A 24797-nucleotide genomic window follows, 5' to 3' on the forward strand; every position below is an offset into this window, starting at 1 on the left:
CGAAACGACGAGGGGGGCCGCATGGCCAAGGTGGAGATCAGTCTCGACGCCGAGCTGGTGGTGGAGGTGATGGTGCTGGCCGGGGTCGGCTCGCCGCAGGACGCCGTCGAGCTGGTCGTGCGCGACTACATCGCCCGCGGCCACCGCACGGAGGCGCGCACCGAACTGAAGGACCGGACCCGGCGGGAGACCGACGCGCGGCCGCAGGAGCCGCAGGGCTGACGCGCCGGGGCGTGCGCCGCGGCGGGCGGGCCGGTCATCGTGGGGTACCGGCCGCCGCGGGCGGGTGGGCGGGCGGGAGCAGGCCCAGTTCCTGGGCGCGCAGGACCGTGCCGAGCCGGTCGGCGGTGCCGAGCTTGCGGTAGAGGTTCTGCAGGTGCTTGTGCACCGTCCGTACCGAGACCCCGAGCCGGCGGGCCATGGCGGTGGCGGGGAGCCCCTCCGCGAGGGTCCGCAGGACGGCCGTCTCACGGGGGGTCAGGCCACCGGTGGCGGGCGCCGGCCCGGGGGCGCCGGCGGGCTGCCGGGGCGCCAGCAGCCGGCACTGGGCCGCGGCGGCGGACAGGAGCGGCTGGACGCGTGCGGCGTAGTGGAGGTCCCGGGCGTCGAAGTCGGCTCCGGAGCGGTGGACGATGAAGCCGCGCACGGCGCCGTCGCGGTCGGGGAACGGGAGACCGAGCATGTGGCGGGTGCCGAACGAGTCCCGCAGGGCGCTCGCCGTCTCGCTGTGCCGCCAGGCGCGCTCCCCCACGAGCTGCGCCGCGGTCCGCGGCTCCCGGTCGGTGCGGGAGCCGTAGTGGGTGGCGAACGGGTACCCGGACCTGACGAACCCGGCTGTCCGGCCCACCGGTTCGACGGGCGCGGAGGCGTCCCGGAGCCAGGCGCGGACCGCCCCGTCGGCCGGTGTCCACTCCTCGTCCTTCATGAGCAGTACGGAGCCGTCGAGCGTGCGCAGGAGCTCCTGGGCGATCAACCGCCAGACGGTCTCGGGCTGTCGGCTCTCCAGGACGGCGACGGCGAGAGCGAGCATCCGCTCGTAGTCGTCCTTCCCCAAGTACGGCACGGCCCCTCCGCAGTCCATACGCAGTTCTCCCCATGGAACCGGCTTCGGCCACGCTGTCATCGTAGGCGTGCCGGATCCCCACCCGACCGACGAGCCGGCCCCCGGGCCGCCTCGGACGACCTCCCGCACAAGCGCGCCCCGCACGGCCTGAGCCGGGTCGTGCGGGGCGCGCGCACGCGCGCCGCCGCCCCCGGGCGCGGTCTACACGCCTATGGCGGTTCTGACCGCCCGCACCAGGGCCTGGGCCCTGGGGTCCGCCGTGACGCCCTTGCGCATCCCGTTGGTGACGTAGCCGAGCGCGACGCCCGAGGCGGGGTCGGCGAAGCCCAGGGAGCCGCCCCGCCCGGGGTGGCCGAAGGAGCCGGGGGACAGCAGCGGGGACGCGGGGCCGTGGAGCATGTGGCCGAGGCCGAAGCGGGTGGAGACCACCAGGACCCGGTCGGGGCCGGCGGACTCCTCGGTGCGGGCCATCGCGAGGGTCGCCGGCGCGAAGAGGCGGTGGCCGTCCACGGGGCCGAGCGTCGCCGCGTAGAAGCGGGCGAGGGCGCGGGCGGTGGAGATGCCCGCGGAGGCGGGCAGTTCGGCCGCGCGGTAGGCCGGGTCGTTCTCGTCGGGGGACGGGGTGATGACGCTGAAGGCGCGGCGCGTGAGCGAGGACGGGTCGGCGTAGGCGTCGGCGACCGAGCGCTTCGGGCGGAGCCTGAGCGCGCCGCCGTCCGCGGGCTCCTCGACCGGGCCGACGCGGCCGGCCCGGTGGGCCTCGTCCGCGGGGAGGCCGATCCACAGGTCGAGGCCGAGCGGGCGGGCGATCTCCTCGGCGACCCAGCGTCCTATGGAGCGGCCGGTGACCCGCTGGACCAGCGCGCTCAGCAGGAAGCCGTACGTGTGGGCGTGGTATCCGTGGTCGGTGCCCGGCTCCCACACGGGCGCCTGGGCGGCGATGGCGTCCGACGCCACGGAGAGGTCGGCCGCCTCCGCCAGGGTCAGCGGACGGTCCAGGGCCGGGACTCCCGCCTGGTGCGACAGCAGGTGGCGCACGAGCGTCCGCTCCTTGCCCGCCGCCTTGTACTCCGGCCAGTACGTGCCGACCGGGGCGTCCAGGTCGAGCTGCCCGCGCTGGTGCAGCAGCAGGGGTACGGCGGCGGCGACGCCCTTCGTGGCCGAGCGGACGACCTGGGCGGTGTCCACGGCCCACGGGGCGGTGCCGTCGACGTCCCGCGTGCCTGCCCACAGGTCGACGACCTTGCGGCCGTCCCGGTAGACGGCGACCGCGGCGCCGCGCTCGCCGCGCTGCTGGAAGTTGCGCAGGAACGCGTCCCTGACCGGCTCGAAACCCGACTGCACCGTGCCCCGGATGTCCCGGACGTCCACGCTCCCACGCTCCTTACGCGATCGGTCACCCCATGGTGCAACGCGCTACCGGGTGACCGGCTTCCGGGTCGGGTCGAAGCCGAAGGGCAGCTCCAGCCGGTGCCGGCGCATCAGTTCCTCGTCGGCGAGCAGGTCGCCGGTCGGGCCGTCGGCCGCGATGACGCCGTCGCTGAGCACGACCGCCCGGGGGCACAGTTCGAGCGCGTACGGCAGGTCGTGGGTGACCATCAGGACGGTGACGTCCAGCGAGCGGAGGATGTCGGCGAGTTCGCGGCGGGAGGCCGGGTCCAGGTTGGACGAGGGCTCGTCGAGGACGACGATCTCGGGTTCCATGGCGAGGACGGTCGCCACCGCGACCCGCCGCCGCTGGCCGAAGGAGAGGTGGTGCGGTGGCCGGTCGCCGTACTCCTCCATGCCGACCCGGGCGAGCGCCTCGCGCACGACCGCCTCCAGCTCGGGGCCGCGCAGTCCGGCCGCCGCCGGGCCGAAGGCGACGTCCTCGCGGACGGTCGGCATGAACAGCTGGTCGTCGGGGTCCTGGAAGACGATGCCGACCCGGCGGCGGATCTCCGCGAGGTTGGCCTTCGCGACGGGCAGTCCGGCGACGGTCACCGTTCCGGCGCCGCCGGTGAGGATGCCGTTGAGGTGGAGCACGAGGGTGGTCTTGCCGGCGCCGTTGGGGCCGAGGAGGGCGACCCGTTCGCCGCGCTCGACGGTGAGGTCGACGCCGAAGAGCGCCTGGTGGCCGTCGGGGTAGGCGTACGCGAGGCCGCGGACGTCGAGCGACGGGACGAAGTTCGGACTCATAGGGTCCATCCCAGCAGACAGATGAGCAGGGCGGTGAGGGGGAGGGCGGCGGCCGAGGACCACTGGGCCCGGGAGGCCCCCACGTCGTCGATGACCGGCATGGAGCCGGTGTACCCGCGGCTCACCATCGCCAGGTGGACGCGTTCGCCGCGTTCGTAGGAGCGGATGAACAGGGCACCCGCCGACTTCGCGAGCACTCCCCAGTGCCGTACACCCTTCGCCTCGAAGCCGCGTGAGCGGCGGGCGACGGACATGCGCCGCATCTCGCCGGTGACGACGTCGCCGTACCGGACCATGAAGGTGGCGATCTGGACGAGGAGGGGCGGGAGCTTCAGCCGTTGCAGGCCGAGCAGCAGGGCCCGCAGTTCGGTGGTGGCGGCGAGGAGCACCGACGTGGCGACGCCCAGGGTGCCCTTGGCCAGCACGTTCCAGGCGTCCCACAGGCCCGGTACGGAGACGTGGACGCCGAGCAACCGCGTCTGCTCGCCGGGCACGACGAACGGCATCAGGAACGCGAACGCGACGAACGGGACCTCGATCACCAGGCGCCGCAGCACGAAACCGGGCGGTACCCGGGCGGCACCCGCGACCGCGCCGAGCAGCACGGCGTACGCCGCGAAGGCCCACACCGCCTCGCGCGGCGTGGAGACGACGACCACGACGAAGGCGAGGACGGCGGCGAGCTTGCAGTGCGGCGGCAGCCGGTGCACGGGTGAGTGCCCGTGCCGGTAGAGCTTGTGCGCGTGGCCGGCGCCCACGTCAGACGGTTTCCTCGGCGCGGACGCCGGTGCGGACGTCGTCGCGGCGGCGGCGTACCGCCCAGAAGACGCCCGTGCCGGCCAGGACGGTCGCGCCGACGCCGATGGTGCCCGCCAGCCCCCCGGACAGGCGGGCGTCGGTGAGGCCGCTGACGCCGTAGTCGGCGAGCGGCGAGTCGGCGGCGGCGTGCTCCTCGGCCTTCCGGTCGATGCCCTGGTCGGCGGCGACCTTCTCCAGGCCGTCGGGGCTGGCGGAGGCGTAGAAGGAGACGAACCCGGCCAGCACGAGGGCGGTGGCCAGGCCGGTGGCCCAGACCTTCCCGGTGGACCGGGCGGCCGGAGCCGCCACGGGCGCGGGGGACGCGTCCACCAGCTCGCCGCCCACCCGCAGCTTCAGCGGCGTGGTCAGGCCGCGTGCCCCGTACACCAGGTCGGGCCGTACGGCGATGACGGCGCCGACGGTCGCGGTCGTGATCAGCGCCTCGCCGACGCCGATCAGGAGGTGGACCCCCACCATGGCGGTGAGGACCTTGCCGACGGGTACGGCGGTGGTGCCGCCGATCGCGTAGACGGCGGTGAACGCGGCGGCCGCGGCCGGTACGGACACCAGCGAGGCGACGAAGGAGGCGACGGTCACCGACCGGCGTGACCGGGGCAGGACCTTGACCAGGCCGCGGAAGAGCCCGTACGCGACGAGGACGGTGACCACGCCCATGACGGTGATGTTGACGCCGAGCGCGGTGAGCCCGCCGTCGGCGAACAGGACGCCCTGCATCAGCAGGACCACCGCGATGCACAGCACCCCTGTCCAGGGCCCGACGAGTATCGCGGCGAGCGCGCCGCCGAGCAGATGCCCGCTGGTCCCGGCCGCCACGGGGAAGTTCAGCATCTGCACGGCGAAGATGAACGCCGCGACCAGTCCGGCGAGCGGCGCGGCCCGCTCCCCCTCGTAGCCCGCGTAGCCCTCGGCACGGGAGGTCCCTCCGAGCTCCCGCCGCGCTCCGCGCAGGCTGACCGCGACAGCACCGGCGGCGACGAGACCGGCGGCGGCGGAGACCGGCGCGTTGATGAATCCGTCGGGAACATGCATGCGGGGACCGCTTTCGGACAGGCGGAAAGGGACGGCTCTGATGATGGGTCCTTCTGCGAACGACTTGCAAGAGCGTCCACATCACAGAAGCGGGGCGGGCGCAGACCACGGAATGGTGGGACATTAGAGACAAACGAGGCGAGTGTGAGGAGTCGGCCCATGTACCCCGCTGAGGAAGGTGTCGTAGTCCGCACCAAGGCCCTGATCGTGACCGACGGCCCTCTCTCCCGCCCCGTTCCCGTCGCGATGCGCTACCGGCCGGCCGGCCCGGAGCCCGTCGTACAGCTGTGCTTCCCGGGCGGCACCGAGTGGAGCTTCCCGCGCACCCTGCTGGAGACCGGTCTGCGCGCCCCCGCCCGGGACGGCGACTTCGGCGTCTGGCCGTGCGGCCGGGTCCAGACGATCGTGGAGTTCCACGCGCCGGAGGGCGTGGCCGTGGTGCAGTTCGACTCCTCGGCGCTGCTGCGCTTCCTCCGGCGTACGTACGCCGCCACCACGTCGACCGTCACCCGGTGACTCCGGGAGGGCACGACGCGGCGGCGGCGTGACGCCCGCGCCCCGCCGCCGTCCCCACCGCGGTCAGGGCGCGTGCCCGGGGCGGCCCTCCGCTCGAGCGGCCGCCCAGGGGCGGGTGTGTCAGGCGCGTACGAGCTTCCGCCCGCCGTCCTCGGACGCGTCGCCCGCCGGCTCCCCGCGCAGCCCCTCGCCCTCGACGTCCACGTTGGGCAGGGCGCGGTCCAGCCAGCGCGGCAGCCACCAGGCCTTGCGGCCGAGCAGGGCGAGCACCGCCGGGACGATCGCCATGCGGACCACGAACGCGTCGAAGAAGACGGCGACGGCGAGACCGAAGCCGATCATCTTGACCATCTGCTCGCTGGAACCGATGAAGCCCGCGAAAACGGCGATCATGATGACGGCCGCGGCCGTGACGACCCGGGCCCCGTGCCGGAAGCCGGTCACGATCGCCTCGCCTGGCCGCTCCCCGTGGACGTACGCCTCACGCATCCGGGTGACGAGGAAGACCTCGTAGTCCATCGCCAGGCCGAAGACGACGCCCACCATGAAGATCGGCATCATGCTCATGATCGGGCCGGTCTGCTCCACCCCGAAGACGGAGCCGAGCCAGCCCCACTGGAAGACGGCCACGACCGCGCCGAGGGCGGCGACCACCGACAGCAGGAAGCCGAGCGCGGCCTTGAGCGGCACCAGCACCGACCGGAAGACCACCATCAGCAGCAGGAAGGCCAGGCCGACGACGAGCGCCAGGTAGGGCAGCAGGGCGTCGTTCATCTTCTGCGAGAAGTCGATGTTCATCGCGGTCGCGCCGGTGACCAGCACGTCGTCGCCTGTGGTGTCCCGGATCGAGTGGACCAGGTTCTCCGTCTCGACGGAGGAGGGCCGGTCCTTCGGCACGACGGTGATGATCGAGGTGTCGCCCGCCTCGTTGGGCGTGGCGGGGGTGACGGCGGCGACGCCGTCCAGGCCCTTGATGTCGGTGACGGTACGGTCCGCGGCGGCCTTGTCGCCGTCGACGACGACCATCAGCGGCCCGTTGGAGCCGGGTCCGAAGCCCTCCGACAGCAGGTCGTAGGCGCGACGCTGGGTGGTGGAGGTGGGCTGGGCGCCGTCGTCGGGCAGACCCATCTCCAGCGAGGCGGCCGGTACGGCGACGGCACCGAGGCCGATGACGCCGACGAGCAGGACGGCGACCGGGCGGCGCAGCACGAAACGGGCCCAGCGGGTGCCCAGGTTCGCCCTGGTCTCGGCGGGCGCGCCCTCGGCGGCCTTGCGGGCCTTGCGGCCCACCACGCGCCGGCCGGCGTAGCCGAGCAGCGCGGGGATGAGGGTGAGGGCGATCAGGACGGCGATCAGGACCGTGCCGGCCGCCGCGAAGCCCATCTTCGTCAGCATCGGGATGTTGACGACGGCCAGACCGACCAGGGCGATGACCACGGTGAGACCGGCGAAGACGACGGCGGAGCCGGCCGTGCCGACGGCCCGCCCGGCCGCTTCCTCCCGCTCGCGGCCCTCGGCGAGCTCGGCGCGGTAGCGGGAGACGATGAACAGCGCGTAGTCGATCCCGACCGCGAGGCCGATCATCATCGCGAGGGTGGAGGTGGTGGAGCCGAGGTCCAGGGCGGACGCGAGCGCCGTGATCGTGGAGACGCCGATGCCGACGCCGATGATCGCGGTGAGCAGCGGCAGTCCGGCCGCGACCAGCGACCCGAAGGTGATGACGAGGACGATGCCCGCGACGATCACACCGATGATCTCGCCCGCGCCGGTCTCCGGGACGGTCTGCAGCGCGTCGCCGCCGATCTCGACGGTCAGCCCGCTCTCGCGGGCCTCCTCACCGGTGGCCTTCAGCGCCTCGCGGGTCGCGTCGGTCAGCTCCATGCCGTTGACCTTGTAGGACACCTGCGCGTAGGCGGTGCTGCCGTCCCGTGAGACCGCCTGGACGGTGTACGGGTCGGTGACGTCGGCGACCTGGTCGGAGCCGGCCCTCAGCTCGCCGACGGCCTCGCCGACCGTGGCCTTGTTGGCCGGGTCGGTCATCTTCTGCCCGTCGGGGGCCTTGAAGACGACGCGGGCGGTGGCGCCGTCGGCGCCGGCGGCCGGGAAGCGCTCTTCGAGGAGGTCGAAGGCCTTCTGGGCCTCCGTCCCCGGTATGGAGAAGGAGCTGGACGTCGCGACGGGCGCGGAGGCTGCTCCGACGCCGGCGAGCGCCAGCAGCGCGACCCATATCAGGGCTACATAGTGGCGGTGCCGGAAGGCGGACCGGCCGAGTCGGTAGAGGAACGTTGCCACGGGGGCGTCTCCCGGTGATGGGTGGACAAGGACATGGGGAGTCGGCCCGACAGCGTGAGCGGTACGTGTCAGGTGCTGCTGGGTGGTGCGGGTGCGTGGTGCGGGTGCTCGTGCGCCGGGCTGGGTGTTCCCGTCGTACGCGGTGGCGCCGGTGGTGCGGTGGAGCGTCAGACGCCCAGGGCGGGGAGGACCACGGCGTCGACGTAACCGGTGAGGAACGCCTGGTCGACCGGCCGGTCCTCGATGAGGGGACGGGCGACGAAGGCACCGATGAACATGTGCGGGACGAGCTTGAGCGCCGGGTTGTCCACGCTCACCTCACCGCGCCGCACCGCGCGGCCCAGCACCTCGTCGAGCCCGGTCATCTCGGGTTCGACGAGCAGGTCGCGCAGCGCCTGGAGCAGGTCGGGGTTGTCGTGGACGGCATGGGCGAGGCCCCGCATCAACGCGGAGTCCCTCTCCATCTGGCAGTCGTCGGAACGCGCCAGCATCTCGTGGAAGTCGCCGCGCAGCGAGCCGGTGTCGATCTCGGCGATGTGGACCGGCTTGTTGTGCCGCAGGGCGTGGGCGACCAGCTCGGGCTTGCTCCCCCACTGGCGGTAGAGGGTGGCCTTGCTGGAGTGGGTGCGGGCGGCGACGGCGTCCATGGTGAGCGCGTCGTACCCGACCTCGCGGAGCAGGTCGAGCACGGCTTCGTAGAGCTCGGCCTCGCGCTCCGGGGTGAGCCTGCCACGTGCCATGCCTGACGACTCCCATCGAGACGAAACGGTTTCGTACACCTCGACCGTACGCCAGGGCCTCTGCGAAACGAAACCGTTTCGTACGTGTCCCCGGTCACGGTGATCCTCACCAACTGCCGTGATCGGGTTGCCGGGCCCCCTCCGCGCGGAAAGCATGGCTGTGTGAGCAGTGACGGCGCATACCTCCGCTACCCCCACCTCCACGACGGCCTGCTGTGCTTCGCGGCCGAGGACGACCTGTGGGTCGCCCCCCTGGCCGCGGACGGTGAACCGCCCGGCCGTGCCTGGCGCGTGACGGTCGACCGGACGCGCGTCGGACACCCGCGCTTCTCGCCGGACGGACGGCACATCGCGTACACGACCTGGCGCAGTCTGGACCCGGAGATCCACCTGGTACCGGTGGACGGCGGGCCCGCGCGCCGGCTGACCTACTGGGGGTCGCTCGACACCCGGGTGTGCGGGTGGACGCCGGACGGCGAGATCCTCGCCGTCGCCTCGCACGGCCAGCCGTTCTCGCACTTCTCCTGGGCGTACAAGGTCCCGCTCGACGGCTCGCCCGGCGGGCGCCTGCCCTGGGGGCCGGTCTCCGACATCGCGGTCGCGGACGTCGACGGCCGGCACCTCACCCTGCTCCTGACCGGCAAGCCGCCGCACGAGCCGGCCGCGTGGAAGCGGTACCGGGGCGGGGCGACGGGGCGGCTGTGGCTGCACGGGGAGCGACTGCTGCCCGACATCGAGGGACACCTCGACTGCGCGATGTTCGTGGGCGGCCGGATCGCGTTCCTCTCCGACCACGAGGGCGTCGGCAACCTCTACTCCTGCCTGCCGGACGGCGGCGACCTGCGGCGGCACACCGACCACGACGACTTCTACGCCCGGCACGCCTCCTCCGACGGGCGCCGCGTGGTCTACCAGTGCGCGGGCGACCTGTGGATCGTGGACGACCTGACCCCGGACTCGGTGCCGCGCAGGCTGGCCGTGCGGCTCGGCGGGCCGCGCGCCGGACGGCGCACGCACCAGGCACCGGCGGCGAACAACGTGGACGCCGTGTCGGTGGACGAGACGGGCCGGGCCAGCGCCGTCTCCGTACGCGGCAGCCTGTACTGGCTCACCCACCGGGACGGGCCCGCCCGGACGATCGCCGACACCCCGGGCGTACGGGTGCGGCTGCCGGAGATGCTCGGCGGCAGCGGCCGGATCGCGTACGTCACCGACGCCGAGGGCGAGGAGGCCGTCGAGGTGGCCCACCTGCCGCGCGTGAGCGGCGACCGGGCGCCGAGGCGGCTCGCGGCGGGCCGGCTGGGCCACGTCACGGAGATGGTGTCCGACCCGGAGGGCGAGCGGCTGGCGATCGCGTCGCACGACGGGCGACTTCTGCTGCTGGACGTCTCGGAGGAGCCCGAGGCGCCGGAGGAGCCGGCGGCACCGGGCGGTGAACCGGCGGGCGGGCCGGAGCTCGGGCCGGGGGGCGGCCCCGAAGGTGGTGCGGGGGGTGGTCCGGAGGACGGGCTGACGGAGCTGACCCGCTCGATCAACGGCCCCGTCCGGGACATGGCGTTCTCCCCCGACGGCGCCTGGCTGACCTGGGCACACCCCGGGATCGGCCGGTCACTGCGGCAGATCAAGATCGCCCGGATCAAGGACCGGACGATCGTCGACGTCACCGACGGGCGGTTCGAGGACGAGAGCCCCGTCTTCACCCGGGACGGCCGCTACCTCGCCTTCCTCTCCTGGCGGGGCTTCGACCCGGTGTACGACGTGCACACCGGGGACCTGTCCTTCCCGCTCGGCTGCCGCCCCCACCTCGTACCCCTCGCCTCCACCACGCCGTCCCCGTTCGCGCTGTCGCCCGAGGGGCGGCCGGCGGCGGGCGGCCTGGACCTCACGGAGGAGGCGGCGGAGGGCGACGGGACGGTGGTCGTCGAGTTCGAGGGGCTGGAGAACCGGGTGACCCCCTTCCCGGTCGCCGCCTCCAAGTACTCGTCCCTGCACCCGGTGAGCGGCGGCGGCCTGGTGTGGCTGCGGTGGCCGATCTCCGGCGCGCTGGGCGAGACGTTCGCCAACCCCGCCGACACCTCCGGGCGGCCCACGCTCGAACACTTCAACCTCGCGAAGGCCCGCAGGACCGAACTCGTCGACCACCTGGACTGGTACGCCGTGAGCGGTGACGGGACACGGCTCGTCGTCTTCGACGAGGGCGACCTGCGGGCCGTTCCGGCGACCGAGACGGGTGACAGCGACAGCACGGTGTACGTCGACTCCCGCCGGATCCTGCACGAGGTGGACCCGGGCGCGGAGTGGCGCCAGGCGTACGAAGAGGCGGGGCGGATCATCCGCGCCTACTTCTGGGACCCGGGGATGAGCGGCATCGACTGGGACGCCGTCCTCGACCAGTACCGCCCGCTGGTCGAACGGGTGGCCACGCCCGACGAGTTCGCCGACCTGCTGCGGGAGGTGCTCGGCGAGCTGGGCACCTCCCACGCGTACGTCACGCCCGCGCGCCGCAACGAGGGCCCGCCGCACTACCAGCGGGCACAGGGCCTGCTGGGCGCCAACTTCGTGTGCCGGGACGGCCGGTGGACGGTGAAGCGGATCCTCCTGGGCGAGTCGTCCGACTCCAAGGCGCGCTCACCCCTGGCCGGTACGGGCATCCGGGAGGGCGCCGTCCTCACCCACGTGGACGGCCGGCCGGTGGACCCCGTGGCGGGGCCGTACCCGCTGCTGGCCGGGGCGGGCGGGACGACGGTCGAGCTGACGTTCCGCCCCGACGGGGGTGAGGGCCGCCCCCGGCGCGTCGCCGTCGTCCCGCTGGTCGACGAACGGCCGCTGCGGTACCAGGACTGGGTCGCCAAGCGCCGCGACGTGGTGCGGGAACTGAGCGGCGGCAAGTGCGGATACCTGCACATCCCGGACATGGGCGGCTCGGGCTGGGCGCAGTTCAACCGGGACCTGCGGCTGGAGGTGTCACGGCCCGCTCTGATCGTGGACGTCCGGGGCAACGCGGGCGGGCACATCAGCGAGCTCGTCGTCGAGAAGCTCTCCCGCAGGATCCTGGGCTGGGACCTCACGCGGGGGGCGCAGCCCGTCTCGTACGCCTCGAGCGCCCCGCGCGGCCCGGTCGTCGCCCTCGCCGACGAGGCCACGGCGTCGGACGGCGACATGATCACGGCCGCGTTCAAGCTCCTGGGCCTCGGGCCCGTGGTGGGGCAGCGCACCTGGGGCGGAGTCGTCGGCATGACGGGCCGCCACCGGCTGGGCGACGGCACGGTGATCACCGTACCCATGAACGCGGCCTGGTTCGACGAGTACGGGTGGTCCGTCGAGAACCACGGGGTGGCCCCGGACATCGAGATCCCGCGCACCCCGCTGGACTGGGCGGAGGGCCGCCACCGCCAGCTCTCGGACGCGGTGGAGGTCGCGCTGGACCTGCTCTCCACCCACCCGGCGTCCCGTCCCCCGGACTACTCCCAAGTCCCCTCGCTCACCCGCCCGAAGCTCCCCCCACGCCCCGGCCGCTGACGCCCGCGGACCCCGGGGCCCCGCCCCGCGACCGGCCCGGTGCGGGACCGCGCCACGGCGGGTCTCCGGACCCGCCCTCGCCGCCCCGCCGCACCCGGCACGGACGCGGCGAAGGCGCGGGTCGCCCCGTACGCGGCCCAGGCCCGGCGCGCACCCGGCCCGGGCACGGGCGCGGGCAGCACCGCCCGCCCCGGCGGCCCCGGCCTACGCGGTGCGCGCGCCGCTCAGAGCGGCGCCGGCGCCCGAGTGCCACCACCCCTCCAGACCGAACCGCATTACCGCCCGCCGCGCCGCCCGGCACACGGCATGTGAGGCCGGGGCGTCCGCCTCCCGCCGCACCAGCACCCGGGGCGCCCGGCACCCGCCGCACCACCACCCGCCACCCGGCACTCCCGGCCGAGACCCGGGCCTCCCACCTCCCGACGACCGCCCGCCGCCCCAGACCGGGGCCGGGCGCCCACGTCCCGCCGCACCACCACCCGCCGCCCCGGGGCCGAGGCGCGGACCGAGGCCGGGGCGCCCGCCCCGGCAGCTCCGAGCCCGGCCGTGGCGCGGGCCCCGCGGACAGGCCCGCCCCCGGGCATGCGCGAGGGCGCACCCGGCGTCCCGGGTGCGCCCTGCGTACTGCCGCCGAGGCGAGGCGTCAGACGTCGCCCCGGTCCGACCGGCCGCGCGTCGCCTGCATGTCGTCCTGCACGCCCTGCCTGCGCTCGTCACGCGGCGGGCGGCTCTTCTGCTGGCCCTTCTGCGTACGCTCCTGCGCCTCGCGCTTCGCGTCCTGGGCCCGCCGCTTGGCCTGGTCCTTCATGTCCTGCGCCTTGTCCTGGAACTGGTCTGCGATACCCATCGAGGTTTCTCCTGAAAGGGTGTGTGGGAGTGCCGGGAACCGTCGTCGGTTCCCGGCCTCGACCAGCCTGGCACGCCCGGACATACCGCGCATTTCGATCAATGCGTAACGGATCGGTCGCGCTCCGTGCGCACCTGCTCGTCCGCCGCGCCACCCGCTCCGACCAGCCCCTTCCGCACGCCCCCGAGCCTCGGCCCGAAGCGCCGCATCTCGCGCTGTCCGACCGTCGCGATGAGCCCGGGCAGGTAGCCGCGCATCGACTGCATGCCCCGCAGCCACCACTGGGCGTACACGTGCGCCGAGCGCCGCTCGATGCCGGCGACGATCCGGTCGACCGCCGGGCCGAGCGGGTACGTCCGGTTCGACGGCCACGGCAGCCGCTGCCGCAACTCCCGCATCACGTCGTCCTCGTCGGCGCCACGCACCATGTCCGTGTCGGTCCACGACAGGTAGCCGACGCCGACCCGCACGCCCTTGTACCCGACCTCGGCGCGCAGGCTGTGCGCGAACGCCTCCACACCCGACTTGGACGCGCAGTACGCGGTCATCATCGGCGCGGGGGTGATCGCCGCGAGCGAGGCGATCTGGAGGAAGTACCCCCGGCTCTCCGTCAGCACCGGCAGGAAGGCCCGCCCCGTCACCGCGCCGCCGATGAGGTTGACCTCGATGACCCGCCGCCACGCGACCGGGTCGGAGTCGACGAACGGGCCGCCCGCCGCGACGCCCGCGTTGGCGACGACGACGTCCACCTTGCCGAAGCGCTCCTTCACCTCGCCCGCGACCTGGGCCATCGCCTCGTGGTCGGTGACGTCGACGTGCCACCAGTCGCTCTCGGTGTGCAGCCGCCCGGAGACCTCCTTCAGCAGCTCCGGCTCCAGGCCGAGCAGGGCGATCTTCGCGCCCCGCGCGGAGAGCTTGCGCGCCAGCAGTTCGCCGACGCCGCGCGCGCCGCCCGTGATGACGGCCACCTGCCCCTCCAGGCTCACCCTGCTCATGCGACCTCCTCCTGTCCGGTACGGACGTACGTCGTCACCAGGCCGCGTATCCGGGCCGTCACGGCCTCCGGCGCCTCGACCGGCGTCATGTGCCCGACACCCGCCAGTTCGTCGAGCCCGAGGCACTCGGGCAGCGCGGCGGCCAGGGCCCTCGCGTGTACGGGCGGGGTGAGCCGGTCGGCCGTGCCGACGATCACCGCCGTCGGTACGGTCAACTCCCGGACGCGCGACTCCACGTCGAGTCCGGCGAGCACCCGCGACCACGCCACCCGCACCGCGCGCGGGCAGGCGTGCACGATCCGGGCGCACTGAGCGACCCGGTCGGCCGCCGAACCGGGGCCCATGGTGGCGTACTTGAGGATGGCCTTCGACACGGGGGTCACCGGCCCGAGGGGCGCCCGGGCGCCCAGGACGGCACCGGTCAGCCGGGTCCGCAGCCGACCGGCCCGCAGCGGCAGCACCAGGGACTCGGCGACCAGCCGCGAGGAGCCCGTACTGCACAGCAGGACGGCCGCCGCGTGGGCACGCAGCCCCGGTCGCCCGGCGGCCGCCATGAGCGTCATGCCGCCCATGGAGTGCCCGGCGAGCACCGCCTTCTCGCCCGGCTCCAGCGTGGCGGCCAGCACGGCCTCCAGGTCGTCGGCGAGGGCGTCGGTGGTGTAACCGGCCGGCCCCACGGCGGGCGAGCGCCCATGGCCGCGCTGGTCGTAGACGATCACCCGGTGGTCGTCGGCGAGGTCCCGCACCTGGGCGGCCCAGAACTCCGTCGAGCAGGTCCAGCCGTGGGACAGCACCACCGCCGGGGCGCCCTCGGGCCCGTACACCTCGACGTGCAGCGTCGATCCGTCGGCGGAGACGGCGGGGACGACCTTCATGCCGCGGCCTCCTTCGACCCGGCCAGCGAGCGGGCGCGGACCACCTCGTACTCCGTCAGGTCCACCGCCTTCGTGGCGCGCCGGAACTCGGACGTCGTGCCCGGCCAGAGCGTGGTGTTGCGCCCGTTGGCGTCCAGGTACCAGCTGTCGCAGCCGCCCGCCTTCCACACCGTCCGCTCCATCCGGGCCTGTACGCGCCGGTTCCACGCGGCGACCGCGGACGGCCGGGCGGCCAGTGCGGCCCGCTCACCGAGCAGGTTCAACTGCCGCAGGTAGTCGGCCATGTAGTTCAGCTGGGACTCGATCATGAGGATCATGGACGAGTTGCCGAGCCCCGTGTTGGGCCCGATGATCGTCATCCAGTTGGGGAAGCCCGCGGCGGTCGCACCGCGCAGCGACTCCATGCCGTCCTTCCACGCCTCGGCGAGCGTGATCCCGTCGGCGCCCACGACCCGTTCGGAGATCGGCATGTCGGTGACGCGGAAACCGGTGCCGAAGATGATCGCGTCGACCTCCGCCTCCGTCCCGTCGGCGGCGACGACGGTCGAGCCGCGCACCTCCGCCAGCCCGGAGGCGACGACGTCCACGTTGGGCTTCGCGAGTGCCGGGTAGTACTCGCTGGACAGCAGGATCCGCTTGCAGCCGATCCGGTACGACGGGGTCAGCTTGGCGCGCAGGGCGGGGTCCTTGATGGCCCTGGCCATGTTGGCCTTGGCGATCGACTCCACCAGCCGCAGTTCGTTCGGCCGCTTGGTGAACGCGCTGACCTGGAGCTCCCGGATGCCCCACAGCAGGCCCCGCCGAGCCGTCCCGGTGATGGGCAGTCGCCGGTGCAGCCACCGCTCGGCGCCGCTGATGGCGCGGTCCATCCGGGGCATGACCCACGGCGGGGTCCGCTGGAAGAGCGTCAGCCTGCCGGCCTTCGGCTGGATCGCGGGCACGATCTGGATGGCCGAGGCTCCGGTGCCGATCATGGCGACACGCTTGCCGGTCAGGTCGTAGTCGTGGTCCCAGCGGGCCGAGTGGAAGACCTTGCCGCCCGCCTCCTCGAAGGAGGCCAGCCCGGGGACGTCCGGGATCCTGGGGTCGGACAGCGGGCCGGTGGCGGAGACCACGACGTCGGCGGTGAGCGTCCCGCGGGTGGTCTCGATCTCCCACCGGAGTTCGTCGTTGTCCCAGCGCATCATCAGCACCTCGTGGTCGAGGCGGATGTGCGGGCGCAGCCGGAAGGTGTCGGTGACGTGCTCCAGGTAGGCGCGGATGTGCCGCTGCCCGGAGAACGTGCGCGGCCAGTCGGGGTTGGGCGCGAACGAGAACGAGTAGAGATGTGACGGTACGTCACATGCGCAGCCGGGGTAGCTGTTGTCGCGCCAGGTGCCGCCGACGGAGTCGGCCCGCTCAAGGACGACGAAGTCGGTGATCCCCTCGCGGCGCAGCCGGACGGCGGCGCCCAGGCCGCCGAATCCGGATCCGATCACCGCCACTCGTACATGCTCGTGCTGGCTCATGCCGCCTCCGCATCGGAAATCCGAGATCCGCAAAACTCTGCCAGCAATCACTGGCACGGTTGTTGGGAGAGTAGAGCAGGCGCATACCGAGCGGTAGGGGTAGGGCCAAGGAAGTTACCGGCGGTACGACATAGGGTTGCGGACGTGACGAACCAGCGGGCGAACGGACGGGTGGACGGACCGGCGGGCGAACCGACGGGGGCCGGGGCGGACGGCCGGGCGGGCGGTCCGGCGGACGGCCGGTCACACGGCGCGGCGCACGAGCCCACGGGCACCTCCGCGGCCCACGCCGACGCGGCCGACGCGGCCGACGACGGGCGCGAGTACCGCATGGAGGAGCTGGCCGAGGCGGCCGGCATCACCGCCCGTACGCTGCGCTTCTACCGCGAGCGGGGGCTGATCCCGCCGCCCCGCCGGGAGGGCCGCATCGCCTGGTACGGCCACCATCACCTGGCCCGGCTGCGGACGATCGCCGCGCTGCTGGAGCGCGGCCACACCCTCAACGGGATCGCCGACCTGGCCGCCGCCTTCGAGAGCGGCCGCGACGTCGGCGAGGTGCTCGGGCTCGGCGAACCGACGGAGGAGGAGCCGGTCCGGCTCACCCCCGAGGAACTGGCCGACCACTTCGGCGACCAGGTCACACCCGAGAACTTCGCCGCCGCCCTGGAGCTCGGGTACCTGGCCACCGACGGCGAGGAGATCGTCCACGTCAGCCGCCGGCTGCTGGAGGTCTCGGCCGCCCTCGTCGGCGAGGGCGTCCCGCTGTCCTCGGTCCTGGCCGCCGCGGCCCGGGTGCGGGAGCACGCCGACGCCCTCGCCTCGCTCTTCGCCGACCTGCTGCACACCCACGCGGTGGCGGACGCCGACCTCGTACGCCTGCGCCCCCTGGCGAAGAGCGTGGTGGAGGCGGAGGTCTCGATGGCCCTGGACCGCCGCCTGCGCGCCCTCAAGCAGTAGTGCGGAGGCGCGCCGCACCGGCGGTGGAGGCGGTGCGGCGCGCGCCCGCGGGCCCGGTGCTCGCCGCGCCCCGCGTACAGCACCGGCCGCCCCGCGGTGTGGCGCTTCCGGCGCCGCTCGCCGCGCCGGGGCTCCCGGACCGGGCCGCCGCGCCCGCCGTGCCCCACGCGCCCCGGGCGCTCGCCGCCCCGGGCGCGGCCGACACCTCCGCCCCGCCCGGCCGGCCGCGGGGCGCGGTCCACCACCGCGCCTTGTAGATGCCCCCGTTCGCCAGGCGGTAGCGGCCGGCCGGCCGGTGCACGGCCACGGTGCGCGTCCACCAGGTCTCCTCCAGGCCCCGCTCCGGCACCGTGGAGATCACCTGCCCGGTCACCGGGTCGTCGCCCACCGCCTTGACCCGCGCCCGGCTGATGTCCGCCGCGCCCGGGAAGTCGCGCAGAAACGTCCCGGTGCTCTTCACGTACTGGTGGACGGCCGAGCCGCTGCTCACCCACAGCCGGTCCGGGTTCCCCGCCACCTGCCCCAGGTCGTGGCCGTGCGGGGCCGGCAGCCGCGCCCCGAAGGCCTCGTCGAGCGTCGGCCGCGCCGCCGTACCGCCCACCCGCAGCGCCACCAGCCGGTCACCGCCCAGCGCCCACAGGACCCGCCGCCCGGCGTCCCACTGGAGTCCGTGCGCGTCCTTCAGCGGGTACGTCGCGAACGGCACGCCCGCCCGCCCCCGCGAGGCCGCGTAGAGCCGCACGACGCCGCCGGTGCTGCCCGCGACGGCGACGTTCCCGTCCGGCAGCAGTTCGATGCTGTGCGGGTTGTGCCGGATCGTCCCCGGCGAGAGCGCGTCGCCCCAGTACCGCCGGCCCGAGGGGTACTCGACCACCGCCGCGAACCCGGACGAGGCCACCGTCAGCACATACGTCCTGCCGCGCCAGACCCGCACCTTGGCCTCGCTGGGGTGCACCCAGCTCACGTCCGGATCCAGGTCCGCGTACCGGGCGTCCCCGAGCGGTGAGAACGCCCACCGCACGACGGCCGGATCGGCGCCCGGGTCCCACCCGCGCCGCGCGCCGTCGAGGAGCAGGACGCGCCTGGAGGCCTGGTCGGTGAGGAGGACGTCGGGCGTCCCGGCGGGGATCGCGGCGGCGGGAACCGGGACGGCGGCCGACGTCGGTACGGTGGCGACGATCAGCAGACCGCACGTGACGGCCGCGACCAGGACGGACTTCAGCGGCGTACGTACGGCGGTGAATCGCACACCGCCTCACCTTGCCAGAAGCATCCCCCGAAGTGAGGTTCGCCACACCAGCACTGACATACCCTCACTTCCGGATCCGGCCGCTCCCGCTTCGGCGGCGCGGCCTCAGAGCTCGTACACCGCCGTGACCGGGGCGTGGTCGCTCCACCGCTCGCCGTGCGTCGCGGCGCGCTCCACCCACGCCTTGACCGCGCGGGCGGCGAGGCCCGGCGTCGCCACCTGGAGGTCGATGCGCCAGCCCGCGTCGTTGTCGAAGGCGCGGCCGCGGTAGGACCACCAGGAGTAGGGCCCCTCCTGGCCGGGGTGGAGGGCGCGGACGACGTCGACGTACGCGGCCTCGTCGAAGACGCGGGTCAGCCACTCCCGCTCCTCGGGGAGGAAGCCGGAGTTCTTCCGGTTGGCCTTCCAGTTCTTCAGGTCGGCCTCCTGGTGGGCGATGTTCCAGTCGCCGCAGACGACCACCTCGCGGCCGTCGGCGGCCGCGCGCTCCTTGAGCTCCTTCAGGTACGGCAGGAACTCGCCCATGAAGCGGGTCTTCTCGTCCTGCCGCTCGGTGCCGACCTCGCCGGAGGGCAGGTAGAGGCTGGCGACCGTGACGCCGGGCAGGTCCGCCTCCACGTACCGGCCGGTGCCGTCGAACTCGCTCGACCCGAATCCGATCCGTACCGCGTCGGGCTCACGCCGCGTGTAGACCGCCACCCCCGCGCGGCCCTTCGCGGCGGCCGGGGCGTGGACGGTGTGCCAGCCCTCCGGCGCGCGGACCGCCTCGGGGAGCTGGGACTCCTCGGCCCGTACCTCCTGGAGGCACACCACGTCGGCCTCGGTGGTGGCCAGCCACTCCACGAAGCCCTTCTTGGCGGCGGCACGCAGACCGTTTACGTTCACGGACGTCACAATGAGCATCCGCGCACCCTACCGACAACGCCTCGAAGACCGCTCCGCATGATTGTACGATGCCACGCATGATTATTCACACCCGGCCGTTCGACCACCCCGACGCCCGCAAGCTCAACGACATGGTGCAGCTGGAGTACGCCGAGCGGTACGGCGACGAGGGCGACCTCACCCCGCTCGACCCGTCGATGTTCCGCCCTCCGCGCGGCCTGTACCTCATCGCCTACGACGCGCAGGACCGCCCCGTCGCCACCGGAGGCTGGCGCGCGCAGGAGAGGAACGACGAGGGGTACGCCGACGGCGACGCCGAGCTCAAGCGCATGTACGTGATCCCGGAGGCCCGGGGTCTGGGCCTCGCCCGCCGCATCCTCGCCGCCCTGGAGGACGACGCCCGGGCCGCCGGCCGCACCCGGATGGTGCTGGAGACCGGCGACGCGCAGCCGGAGGCCATCGCGCTGTACGTGTCCAGCGGCTACGAGCCCTGCGCCAAGTTCGGCTACTACCGGGAGTACGAGAGCAGCCGCTGTTTCGCCAAGCCGCTGAAGTGACGGCGAACGCCTGGAGTGACGGCGAAGTGACCCCTCCGGTGAAGTCGTGGTGACGCGCCCCTGACAAACCGTCGCCGTCCATGACACCCTGCCTCACGCACGTCGATCCGCACCGCTCTTCGTTCCCCCACCCTGCCCGGCCGCGTCTGCCGCGCACCGGGCACGGCAGAAGGAGACATGCGTGAGAGGCCAACGCACCGCCACGGGCGTCCTGCTGACCGTCGGAGCCCTGCTCACCGGCACCCTGTCGGCCACCGCCGCCACCGCGGCCCCGACGGCGCCCGCCCCCGACACCAGGACCGTCACCACCGCCGAACAGCACAAGGCGCGAACCTTCTGGACCGCCGAACGGATGCGCTCCGCCGCCCCGCTCGACCTGCTGCTCACCCCGCGGGCCGTCAAGAAGCTCAAGGCCCCTGAACCGGGCGGCGCCACCACCACCGTCGCGCCCACCGCCTTCCCCCAGGCGGGCGGGGCGTGGACCGGCGGCGGGGCCGTCGTGAAGACGTCCGGACGCGTCTTCTTCACCCACCAGGGCCGCACGGCCTCCTGCTCCGGCAACGCCGTGACCAGCCAGAACGCCAGCACCGTGATCACCGCGGGGCACTGCGTGAAGTACCAGGGCAGCTGGCACACCAACTGGGTCTTCGTCCCCGCGTACGACAACGGCCAGGCCCCCTACGGCCAGTGGACCGCCTCGAAGACGCTGACCACCCCCCAGTGGGAGGCGAGCGAGGACATCAACCACGACATCGGCGCGGCCGTCGTCGCACCGCTGAACGACCAGAAGCTCACGTCCGTCACCGGCGCCCAGGGCATCCAGTTCAACGGCGGCTACAACAAGCGGATGTACGCCTTCGGCTTCCCCGCCGCCTCCCCCTACGACGGCTCGAAGCTGATCTACTGCAGCGGGAACTCCTCCAAGGACTTCCTCTTCTCCCAGGACCACAGCCTGGGCTGCAACATGACGGGCGGCTCCAGCGGCGGGCCCTGGTTCACCGGCTTCAGCGAGACGGCCGGCACGGGCCTCCAGGTCTCGGTGAACAGCTTCGGCTACACGTTCCTGCCCAACCGGATGTTCGGCCCGTACTTCGGCGACGAGGCCAAGGCCCTGTACGACAAGGCCCAGACGTCCTAGCGGGGCGAACGCCCGGCGGCCCGCCGCCGGGCGTCACGGCCGCGGCCCGGTGCCCTCCCCGGCGCGTCCCGTGGCGGGCGCGGGCCCCGCGGCACCCGGCGCCGCACCGTCGGCCGGGCCGCTGACGCCCCGGACGCCGTACCGGTCCCCGGCAGGGGCCCCGGTCGCCGCTCCGCGCCCGGCAGGAGCCGCCGGAGGGCCGGGCTCCCGGCCGGCCGGCGGTCTCGTCGGGGAGCGCGGGACCTCGGCCCCGTCCACCGCCCCGAGGCGCGCCGTGCCCTCGGGGCCCTCGTGGCCCTCGGTAGTAGCGATGTCATCGACGGCCCGCCGGGGGGAGGGGGCGGCGACAGCGTTGTCGGTCAGCCAGCGCTGGGACGCCGACCCGTCACGCACCTTGACGACCACGGCGGACCCCTCCCGCTCGGCGACCGGCACCAGGCCGAGGCCCGCGTGCCACCGGGGCACCACATGGCCCTGGACGCTCAGGTCGTACCGCACGGTCACGGCGGCCTGCGTCGCGCACAGCCGCAGCACGACCGCGCCGGAGGGCTCCTGCGAGTGGGGGCACAGTTCCGGGGCCGCGGCGCTGCGCAGCAGCCCGTCCCGCTCGTACCGCCAGCCCTGCGTCGGGGAGCCCGAACACGGCGCGAGCGTGAGCTCGGCGCCCACCAGCGGGCGGCTCTCCCGGATGTCGAGGCACAGCCCGGCCGCGGCGTTGCGCAGCCGGGTGTCCAGGGCCCCGCCGTGCCCGGCGGACTCGGGCGGCTGCGGCGGGGCGGCCGTGGACCCGCCCGGGCCCGGCGCGGGGACGGCACCGCCCGACGGGGCCGCCGTGCCTCCCGGGGGCACCACTCCGGCGCTGTGCCCGCCACCGTCCGTGCCCGTCCAGAGGCTCGGCAGGGCCGCCACACCCAGGACACCGGTCATCACCAGTCCCAGTCCCACCAGGAACGCTCCCCCACCCGGCACGGCCCCCGCCAGGCGCCGCGCGGCACCCATCGGCACGACCCGCGAGTGACGGCCGGACCTGCGCGCCTCCGCCGGGGCGCCGGCGCCGGGGCCGGTGCCGGTACGGGTGCGGGAGCGGGCCGGCCGCGATTCGACGTACCCCCGGGCACTCCCGCCGAGGACCGCTTCGGCGAGGAGCAGCGGCAACCGCCCTTCGGAGTGGTTCAACTGGTCCGCCGCGTAACGGCAGTGCCGGCACTTCGACAAATGCCGGCGGATGTCCGGGATGAGCGCGCCGCCGCGGCGCAGCGATATGTCGAGGAGCCGGTTGTAGTGGCGGCATTCCGGGTCCGTCGCGAGTTCCGAGTGGGCGTGCAGACAACCGGCGCGCAACAGTTCACGGGCCTCTTCGAGTCGCGCCGTGGCGGCCCGGGGATCGATGGCCAGCAAAGCGGCCGGAATGGATATCCCCTCCGCCTCCACCTCACGGTGCCAGAGCAGTACCTGCGCCGGTCCGGGCAGCGCCGCGAAGGCGCGGGCGAGGAACCTCCGGTCCGGCGCCGGCGCCGCGGGGGCGGGCAGTCCGGTCAGGAGGGCGGCGACGCGCCCGTCCTCGGCCCACTCCGCGACGGTACGGCGCACGGCCACCAGCAGCCGCGGCCGGAGCGCCGCCCGCGCAGGCCCCGCGCCGCCGTACCTCAGCTCGTCCAGGACCCGCGCGAAGGCCGCGGACACGGCCATCGAGGCGTAGGTGCGCGAGGCGGTGAGCAGCGTGGCGTAGTCGTTCGCCGCGCCGCAGTGCCGCGCCATGATCACGGTGGCGGGATAGGCGTCCGCCTCGGCGGCCGGGCCGTCGGGCGCGGCGCTCAGCATGTCGGCGAGTGCCGCGTCCGCCCCTCCGGATGTGGGCGCGTAGGGCGGCGGTGGCGGGACGGAATGCTCGGGACGGGGAAAGGGCATGGATGTTTTTCCGTTCAGGGCATTGCGATGGGGGGCTGAAGGTGAACGCAGCCTGATTGGTACATACCTTGTCGGCGCGATTCCCTTTTAGGGACAACACCGTCCACTAATTCGAACTGCCGCTCAATAAAGCCCTGTCGGGCCCGTAGGGCTGCACAGCCTTCCATAACCCGCCGGTATGGAACAAGAGTTCCGGCTCGCGAGGCTTCCCGGCCTATTCCACCCGCCCCCCGCGCGCCCCGACGCGCCCCCGGCCCCCGGCCCCCGGCCCCCGTACGTCCCGCCCGGCCGACTGCCCGACCACCCGACGGCCCGCCGTCCGTTCCGGGCACCAACGACAAGATCCCGCCCGATCGGAACGATCGGACGGGATCTTGTGTGTGCGTGGACCTGAGGGGATTTGAACCCCTGACCCCCTCGATGCGAACGAGGTGCGCTACCAGTCTGCGCCACAGGCCCTTGCGACGTGTGAAACATTAGCATCCCGATCCGGGTGCTCGGAAATCCGCTTCCCCGGGGCCGCGGGGAGGCGCGTCACGCCGTCCTCACTCGTTGGCCGCGCGCGGGCGGTCCTCGTCCGCGTACTGGTCGAAGAGGGGCGTCCTGCCGTGGTCGTGGGAGCGGCGCGGCGGGTGCGGGCTCGGGTGCGGGTTCTGCCGGGTGGCGGGCGGCGGAGTGGGGTCGGCCGCGGAGGAGCGGGCCGCGCTCCAGGTCTCCGGGTCGGTGACGTCGACGCCACCCGTGGCACGCGGAGCGACCGGCGCGGTGACGTACGTGGGCAGCGGCACGGGGACCGGGTCCCAGCTGTCGCCGCGGGTGGGGCCGTGGTCACGCTGCTGGTCCACCCACTCGGCGTGGTCGGTCTGCTCGACCAGCGCGCGGCGGCCGGCCTCCTGCGGGGTGAGCACAGGGGCCGGCTCCGGCTCGGGGTCCGCACGGCGGACCTCGGGCGCGTCGCCCTGGTCCGGCGCGGGCCGGCCGCGCGGACGGCTCTCCCGCAGGCGCTGCGCCGCGACCTCGGCCCGGCGCCGGTCCATGACGTACACGAAGCGGCGGCGCTCCTGGGCCCGCAGGTGCACGATGTACGCGCTGAGCAGCACGGCGGGGACGCCCGGGGCCCACAGGAACGCGAGTCCGCCGACGGCCGCGACGACCGCGCCGACCGTGAAGGCGAGGAAGAGGACGACCGTGGTGCGCCGGCGCCGGGCGAGGACCTTCGAGCGCCGGGCCCGCTCCGCGGCCGCCCCGGTGGGCAGGGGGCGCCGGGCCGGGCGCGGCCTGGCGGGCGGGGCCGCCGGAGCCTCCAGGCGCGCCTCCGTACGGTCCGGGGGCGCGGCGAAAGCCCGGACGTCGACCGAGCTGAGGTGCTCGGTCTCGGCGTCCGGGTCGACGTCGGGCGAGGCCGCCTGCTCGGCGCCCCGCTCGCGCAACTCCTTGGCGTACCGGCGCTCCATGCCCGCCCGTCCGGAAAGGAGCCGGATGGCGGTACTGAAGCGTTCCGTCGGACGGGCTTCGTTCAGCTCGTCCTGCCTGCGGAGCCACATCGGCACCAGGTAGGCGGCCCAGGCCCCGACGATGACTGCGTAGATGAGGCCGCTGCTGCTCACGACTCACACGGTAGAGGGGTTCGCATCCAGCCATCGGCCAATTGGGCCGGTGTGTCGCACGATCTGGCTCATATCACTGAATTTTTTTGTGATTGGTCGGACCGGTTCCGACAGA

General features: G+C 74.0%; 21 protein-coding genes and 1 tRNA gene. 6 read left to right on the forward strand and 16 right to left on the reverse strand.

All coding sequences use genetic code 11. The annotated features are described in order from the left end of the window. Window positions 1-21 precede the first annotated feature (21 nt). Window positions 22-222, forward strand: coding sequence for a type II toxin-antitoxin system VapB family antitoxin (locus ABD347_RS15060; protein WP_344361162.1), 201 nt, complete (start codon window positions 22-24; stop codon window positions 220-222). Between the two features lie 34 nt (window positions 223-256). On the opposite strand, the gene ABD347_RS15065 is transcribed toward ABD347_RS15060, so the two are convergent. The 5 genes from ABD347_RS15065 to ABD347_RS15085 form a co-directional block, all read right to left on the reverse strand. Next, window positions 257-1063, reverse strand: a complete 807-nt coding sequence (locus ABD347_RS15065; protein WP_344361163.1) for a helix-turn-helix transcriptional regulator — start codon at window positions 1061-1063, stop codon at window positions 257-259. Between the two features lie 201 nt (window positions 1064-1264). Continuing rightward, on the reverse strand, window positions 1265-2434 hold the full coding sequence (locus ABD347_RS15070) for a serine hydrolase domain-containing protein (protein ID WP_344361165.1): 1170 nt from the start codon (window positions 2432-2434) through the stop codon (window positions 1265-1267). A gap of 45 nt (window positions 2435-2479) precedes the next feature. Further along, a complete protein-coding gene (locus tag ABD347_RS15075) occupies window positions 2480-3241 on the reverse strand; it encodes an energy-coupling factor ABC transporter ATP-binding protein (RefSeq protein WP_344361168.1) in 762 nt (253 codons plus the stop codon). Further along, the gene (gene cbiQ, locus ABD347_RS15080; protein WP_344361170.1) at window positions 3238-3999 is read right to left on the reverse strand and encodes a cobalt ECF transporter T component CbiQ; all 762 of its coding nucleotides are present in this window, start codon (window positions 3997-3999) and stop codon (window positions 3238-3240) included. Before cbiQ ends, ABD347_RS15075 begins: the two co-directional genes overlap by 4 nt. Window position 4000: 1 nt before the next feature. Next, window positions 4001-5089 (reverse strand): energy-coupling factor ABC transporter permease, encoded by a 1089-nt coding sequence (locus ABD347_RS15085; RefSeq protein ID WP_344361171.1) that lies wholly within the window; start codon window positions 5087-5089, stop codon window positions 4001-4003. Between the two features lie 159 nt (window positions 5090-5248). Here ABD347_RS15085 and ABD347_RS15090 point away from each other — a divergent pair, with 159 nt between their 5' ends. Then, window positions 5249-5605 carry an SsgA family sporulation/cell division regulator gene (locus ABD347_RS15090; RefSeq protein WP_344361172.1) on the forward strand — a complete coding sequence of 119 codons (357 nt, stop codon included), beginning with the start codon at window positions 5249-5251 and terminating at the stop codon, window positions 5603-5605. Window positions 5606-5725: 120 nt separating this feature from the next. On the opposite strand, the gene ABD347_RS15095 is transcribed toward ABD347_RS15090, so the two are convergent. Both ABD347_RS15095 and ABD347_RS15100 read right to left on the reverse strand, forming a co-directional pair. After that, window positions 5726-7897, reverse strand: a complete 2172-nt coding sequence (locus ABD347_RS15095; RefSeq protein ID WP_344361174.1) for an MMPL family transporter — start codon at window positions 7895-7897, stop codon at window positions 5726-5728. A 167-nt stretch (window positions 7898-8064) separates the two neighbouring features. After that, complete coding sequence (locus ABD347_RS15100; RefSeq protein WP_344361176.1) at window positions 8065-8637, reverse strand: TetR/AcrR family transcriptional regulator; 573 nt, start codon at window positions 8635-8637, stop codon at window positions 8065-8067. Between the two features lie 162 nt (window positions 8638-8799). Here ABD347_RS15100 and ABD347_RS15105 point away from each other — a divergent pair, with 162 nt between their 5' ends. Beyond that, entirely contained in the window at window positions 8800-12156 is a 3357-nt protein-coding gene (locus ABD347_RS15105; RefSeq protein ID WP_344361179.1) for a S41 family peptidase, read from the forward strand. Between the two features lie 643 nt (window positions 12157-12799). On the opposite strand, the gene ABD347_RS15110 is transcribed toward ABD347_RS15105, so the two are convergent. From ABD347_RS15110 to ABD347_RS15125, 4 genes are all read right to left on the reverse strand, one after another. Then, complete coding sequence (locus tag ABD347_RS15110) at window positions 12800-13003, reverse strand: hypothetical protein (RefSeq protein ID WP_344361180.1); 204 nt, start codon at window positions 13001-13003, stop codon at window positions 12800-12802. A gap of 98 nt (window positions 13004-13101) precedes the next feature. Further along, window positions 13102-13998 (reverse strand): SDR family oxidoreductase, encoded by an 897-nt coding sequence (locus tag ABD347_RS15115; RefSeq protein ID WP_344361183.1) that lies wholly within the window; start codon window positions 13996-13998, stop codon window positions 13102-13104. Further along, the gene (locus tag ABD347_RS15120; RefSeq protein WP_344361184.1) at window positions 13995-14873 is read right to left on the reverse strand and encodes an alpha/beta fold hydrolase; all 879 of its coding nucleotides are present in this window, start codon (window positions 14871-14873) and stop codon (window positions 13995-13997) included. The genes ABD347_RS15115 and ABD347_RS15120 overlap by 4 nt, the downstream gene beginning before the upstream one ends. Then, entirely contained in the window at window positions 14870-16381 is a 1512-nt protein-coding gene (locus ABD347_RS15125) for a flavin-containing monooxygenase (RefSeq protein ID WP_344361185.1), read from the reverse strand. Before ABD347_RS15125 ends, ABD347_RS15120 begins: the two co-directional genes overlap by 4 nt. A gap of 330 nt (window positions 16382-16711) precedes the next feature. Here ABD347_RS15125 and ABD347_RS15130 point away from each other — a divergent pair, with 330 nt between their 5' ends. Further along, complete coding sequence (locus tag ABD347_RS15130) at window positions 16712-17338, forward strand: MerR family transcriptional regulator (RefSeq protein ID WP_344361316.1); 627 nt, start codon at window positions 16712-16714, stop codon at window positions 17336-17338. Here ABD347_RS15130 and ABD347_RS15135 read toward each other — a convergent pair. Together ABD347_RS15135 and ABD347_RS15140 are read right to left on the reverse strand one after the other, a co-directional pair. Next, entirely contained in the window at window positions 17328-18587 is a 1260-nt protein-coding gene (locus ABD347_RS15135; RefSeq protein ID WP_344361187.1) for a DUF6528 family protein, read from the reverse strand. The two genes, ABD347_RS15130 and ABD347_RS15135, sit on opposite strands and share 11 nt — an antisense overlap. Before the next feature lie 105 nt (window positions 18588-18692). Next, window positions 18693-19490 carry an exodeoxyribonuclease III gene (locus ABD347_RS15140; RefSeq protein WP_344361189.1) on the reverse strand — a complete coding sequence of 266 codons (798 nt, stop codon included), beginning with the start codon at window positions 19488-19490 and terminating at the stop codon, window positions 18693-18695. A gap of 59 nt (window positions 19491-19549) precedes the next feature. On the opposite strand from ABD347_RS15140, the gene ABD347_RS15145 reads away from it, so the two are divergent. Beyond that, on the forward strand, window positions 19550-20029 hold the full coding sequence (locus ABD347_RS15145; RefSeq protein WP_344361190.1) for a GNAT family N-acetyltransferase: 480 nt from the start codon (window positions 19550-19552) through the stop codon (window positions 20027-20029). 181 nt (window positions 20030-20210) lie between these two features. Next, complete coding sequence (locus tag ABD347_RS15150; RefSeq protein WP_344361192.1) at window positions 20211-21167, forward strand: trypsin-like serine peptidase; 957 nt, start codon at window positions 20211-20213, stop codon at window positions 21165-21167. Window positions 21168-21200: 33 nt separating this feature from the next. Here ABD347_RS15150 and ABD347_RS15155 read toward each other — a convergent pair whose 3' ends face one another. The 3 genes from ABD347_RS15155 to sepX form a co-directional block, all read right to left on the reverse strand. Beyond that, window positions 21201-23075 (reverse strand): RICIN domain-containing protein, encoded by a 1875-nt coding sequence (locus ABD347_RS15155; protein WP_344361195.1) that lies wholly within the window; start codon window positions 23073-23075, stop codon window positions 21201-21203. 385 nt (window positions 23076-23460) lie between these two features. Next, a tRNA-Ala gene (locus tag ABD347_RS15160) sits at window positions 23461-23534 on the reverse strand. 86 nt (window positions 23535-23620) lie between these two features. Beyond that, window positions 23621-24682 (reverse strand): divisome protein SepX/GlpR, encoded by a 1062-nt coding sequence (gene sepX, locus ABD347_RS15165; protein WP_344361198.1) that lies wholly within the window; start codon window positions 24680-24682, stop codon window positions 23621-23623. Window positions 24683-24797 lie beyond the last annotated feature (115 nt).

Source organism: Streptomyces gobitricini, assembly GCF_039532985.1.
GTDB classification, from domain to species: domain Bacteria; phylum Actinomycetota; class Actinomycetes; order Streptomycetales; family Streptomycetaceae; genus Streptomyces; species Streptomyces gobitricini.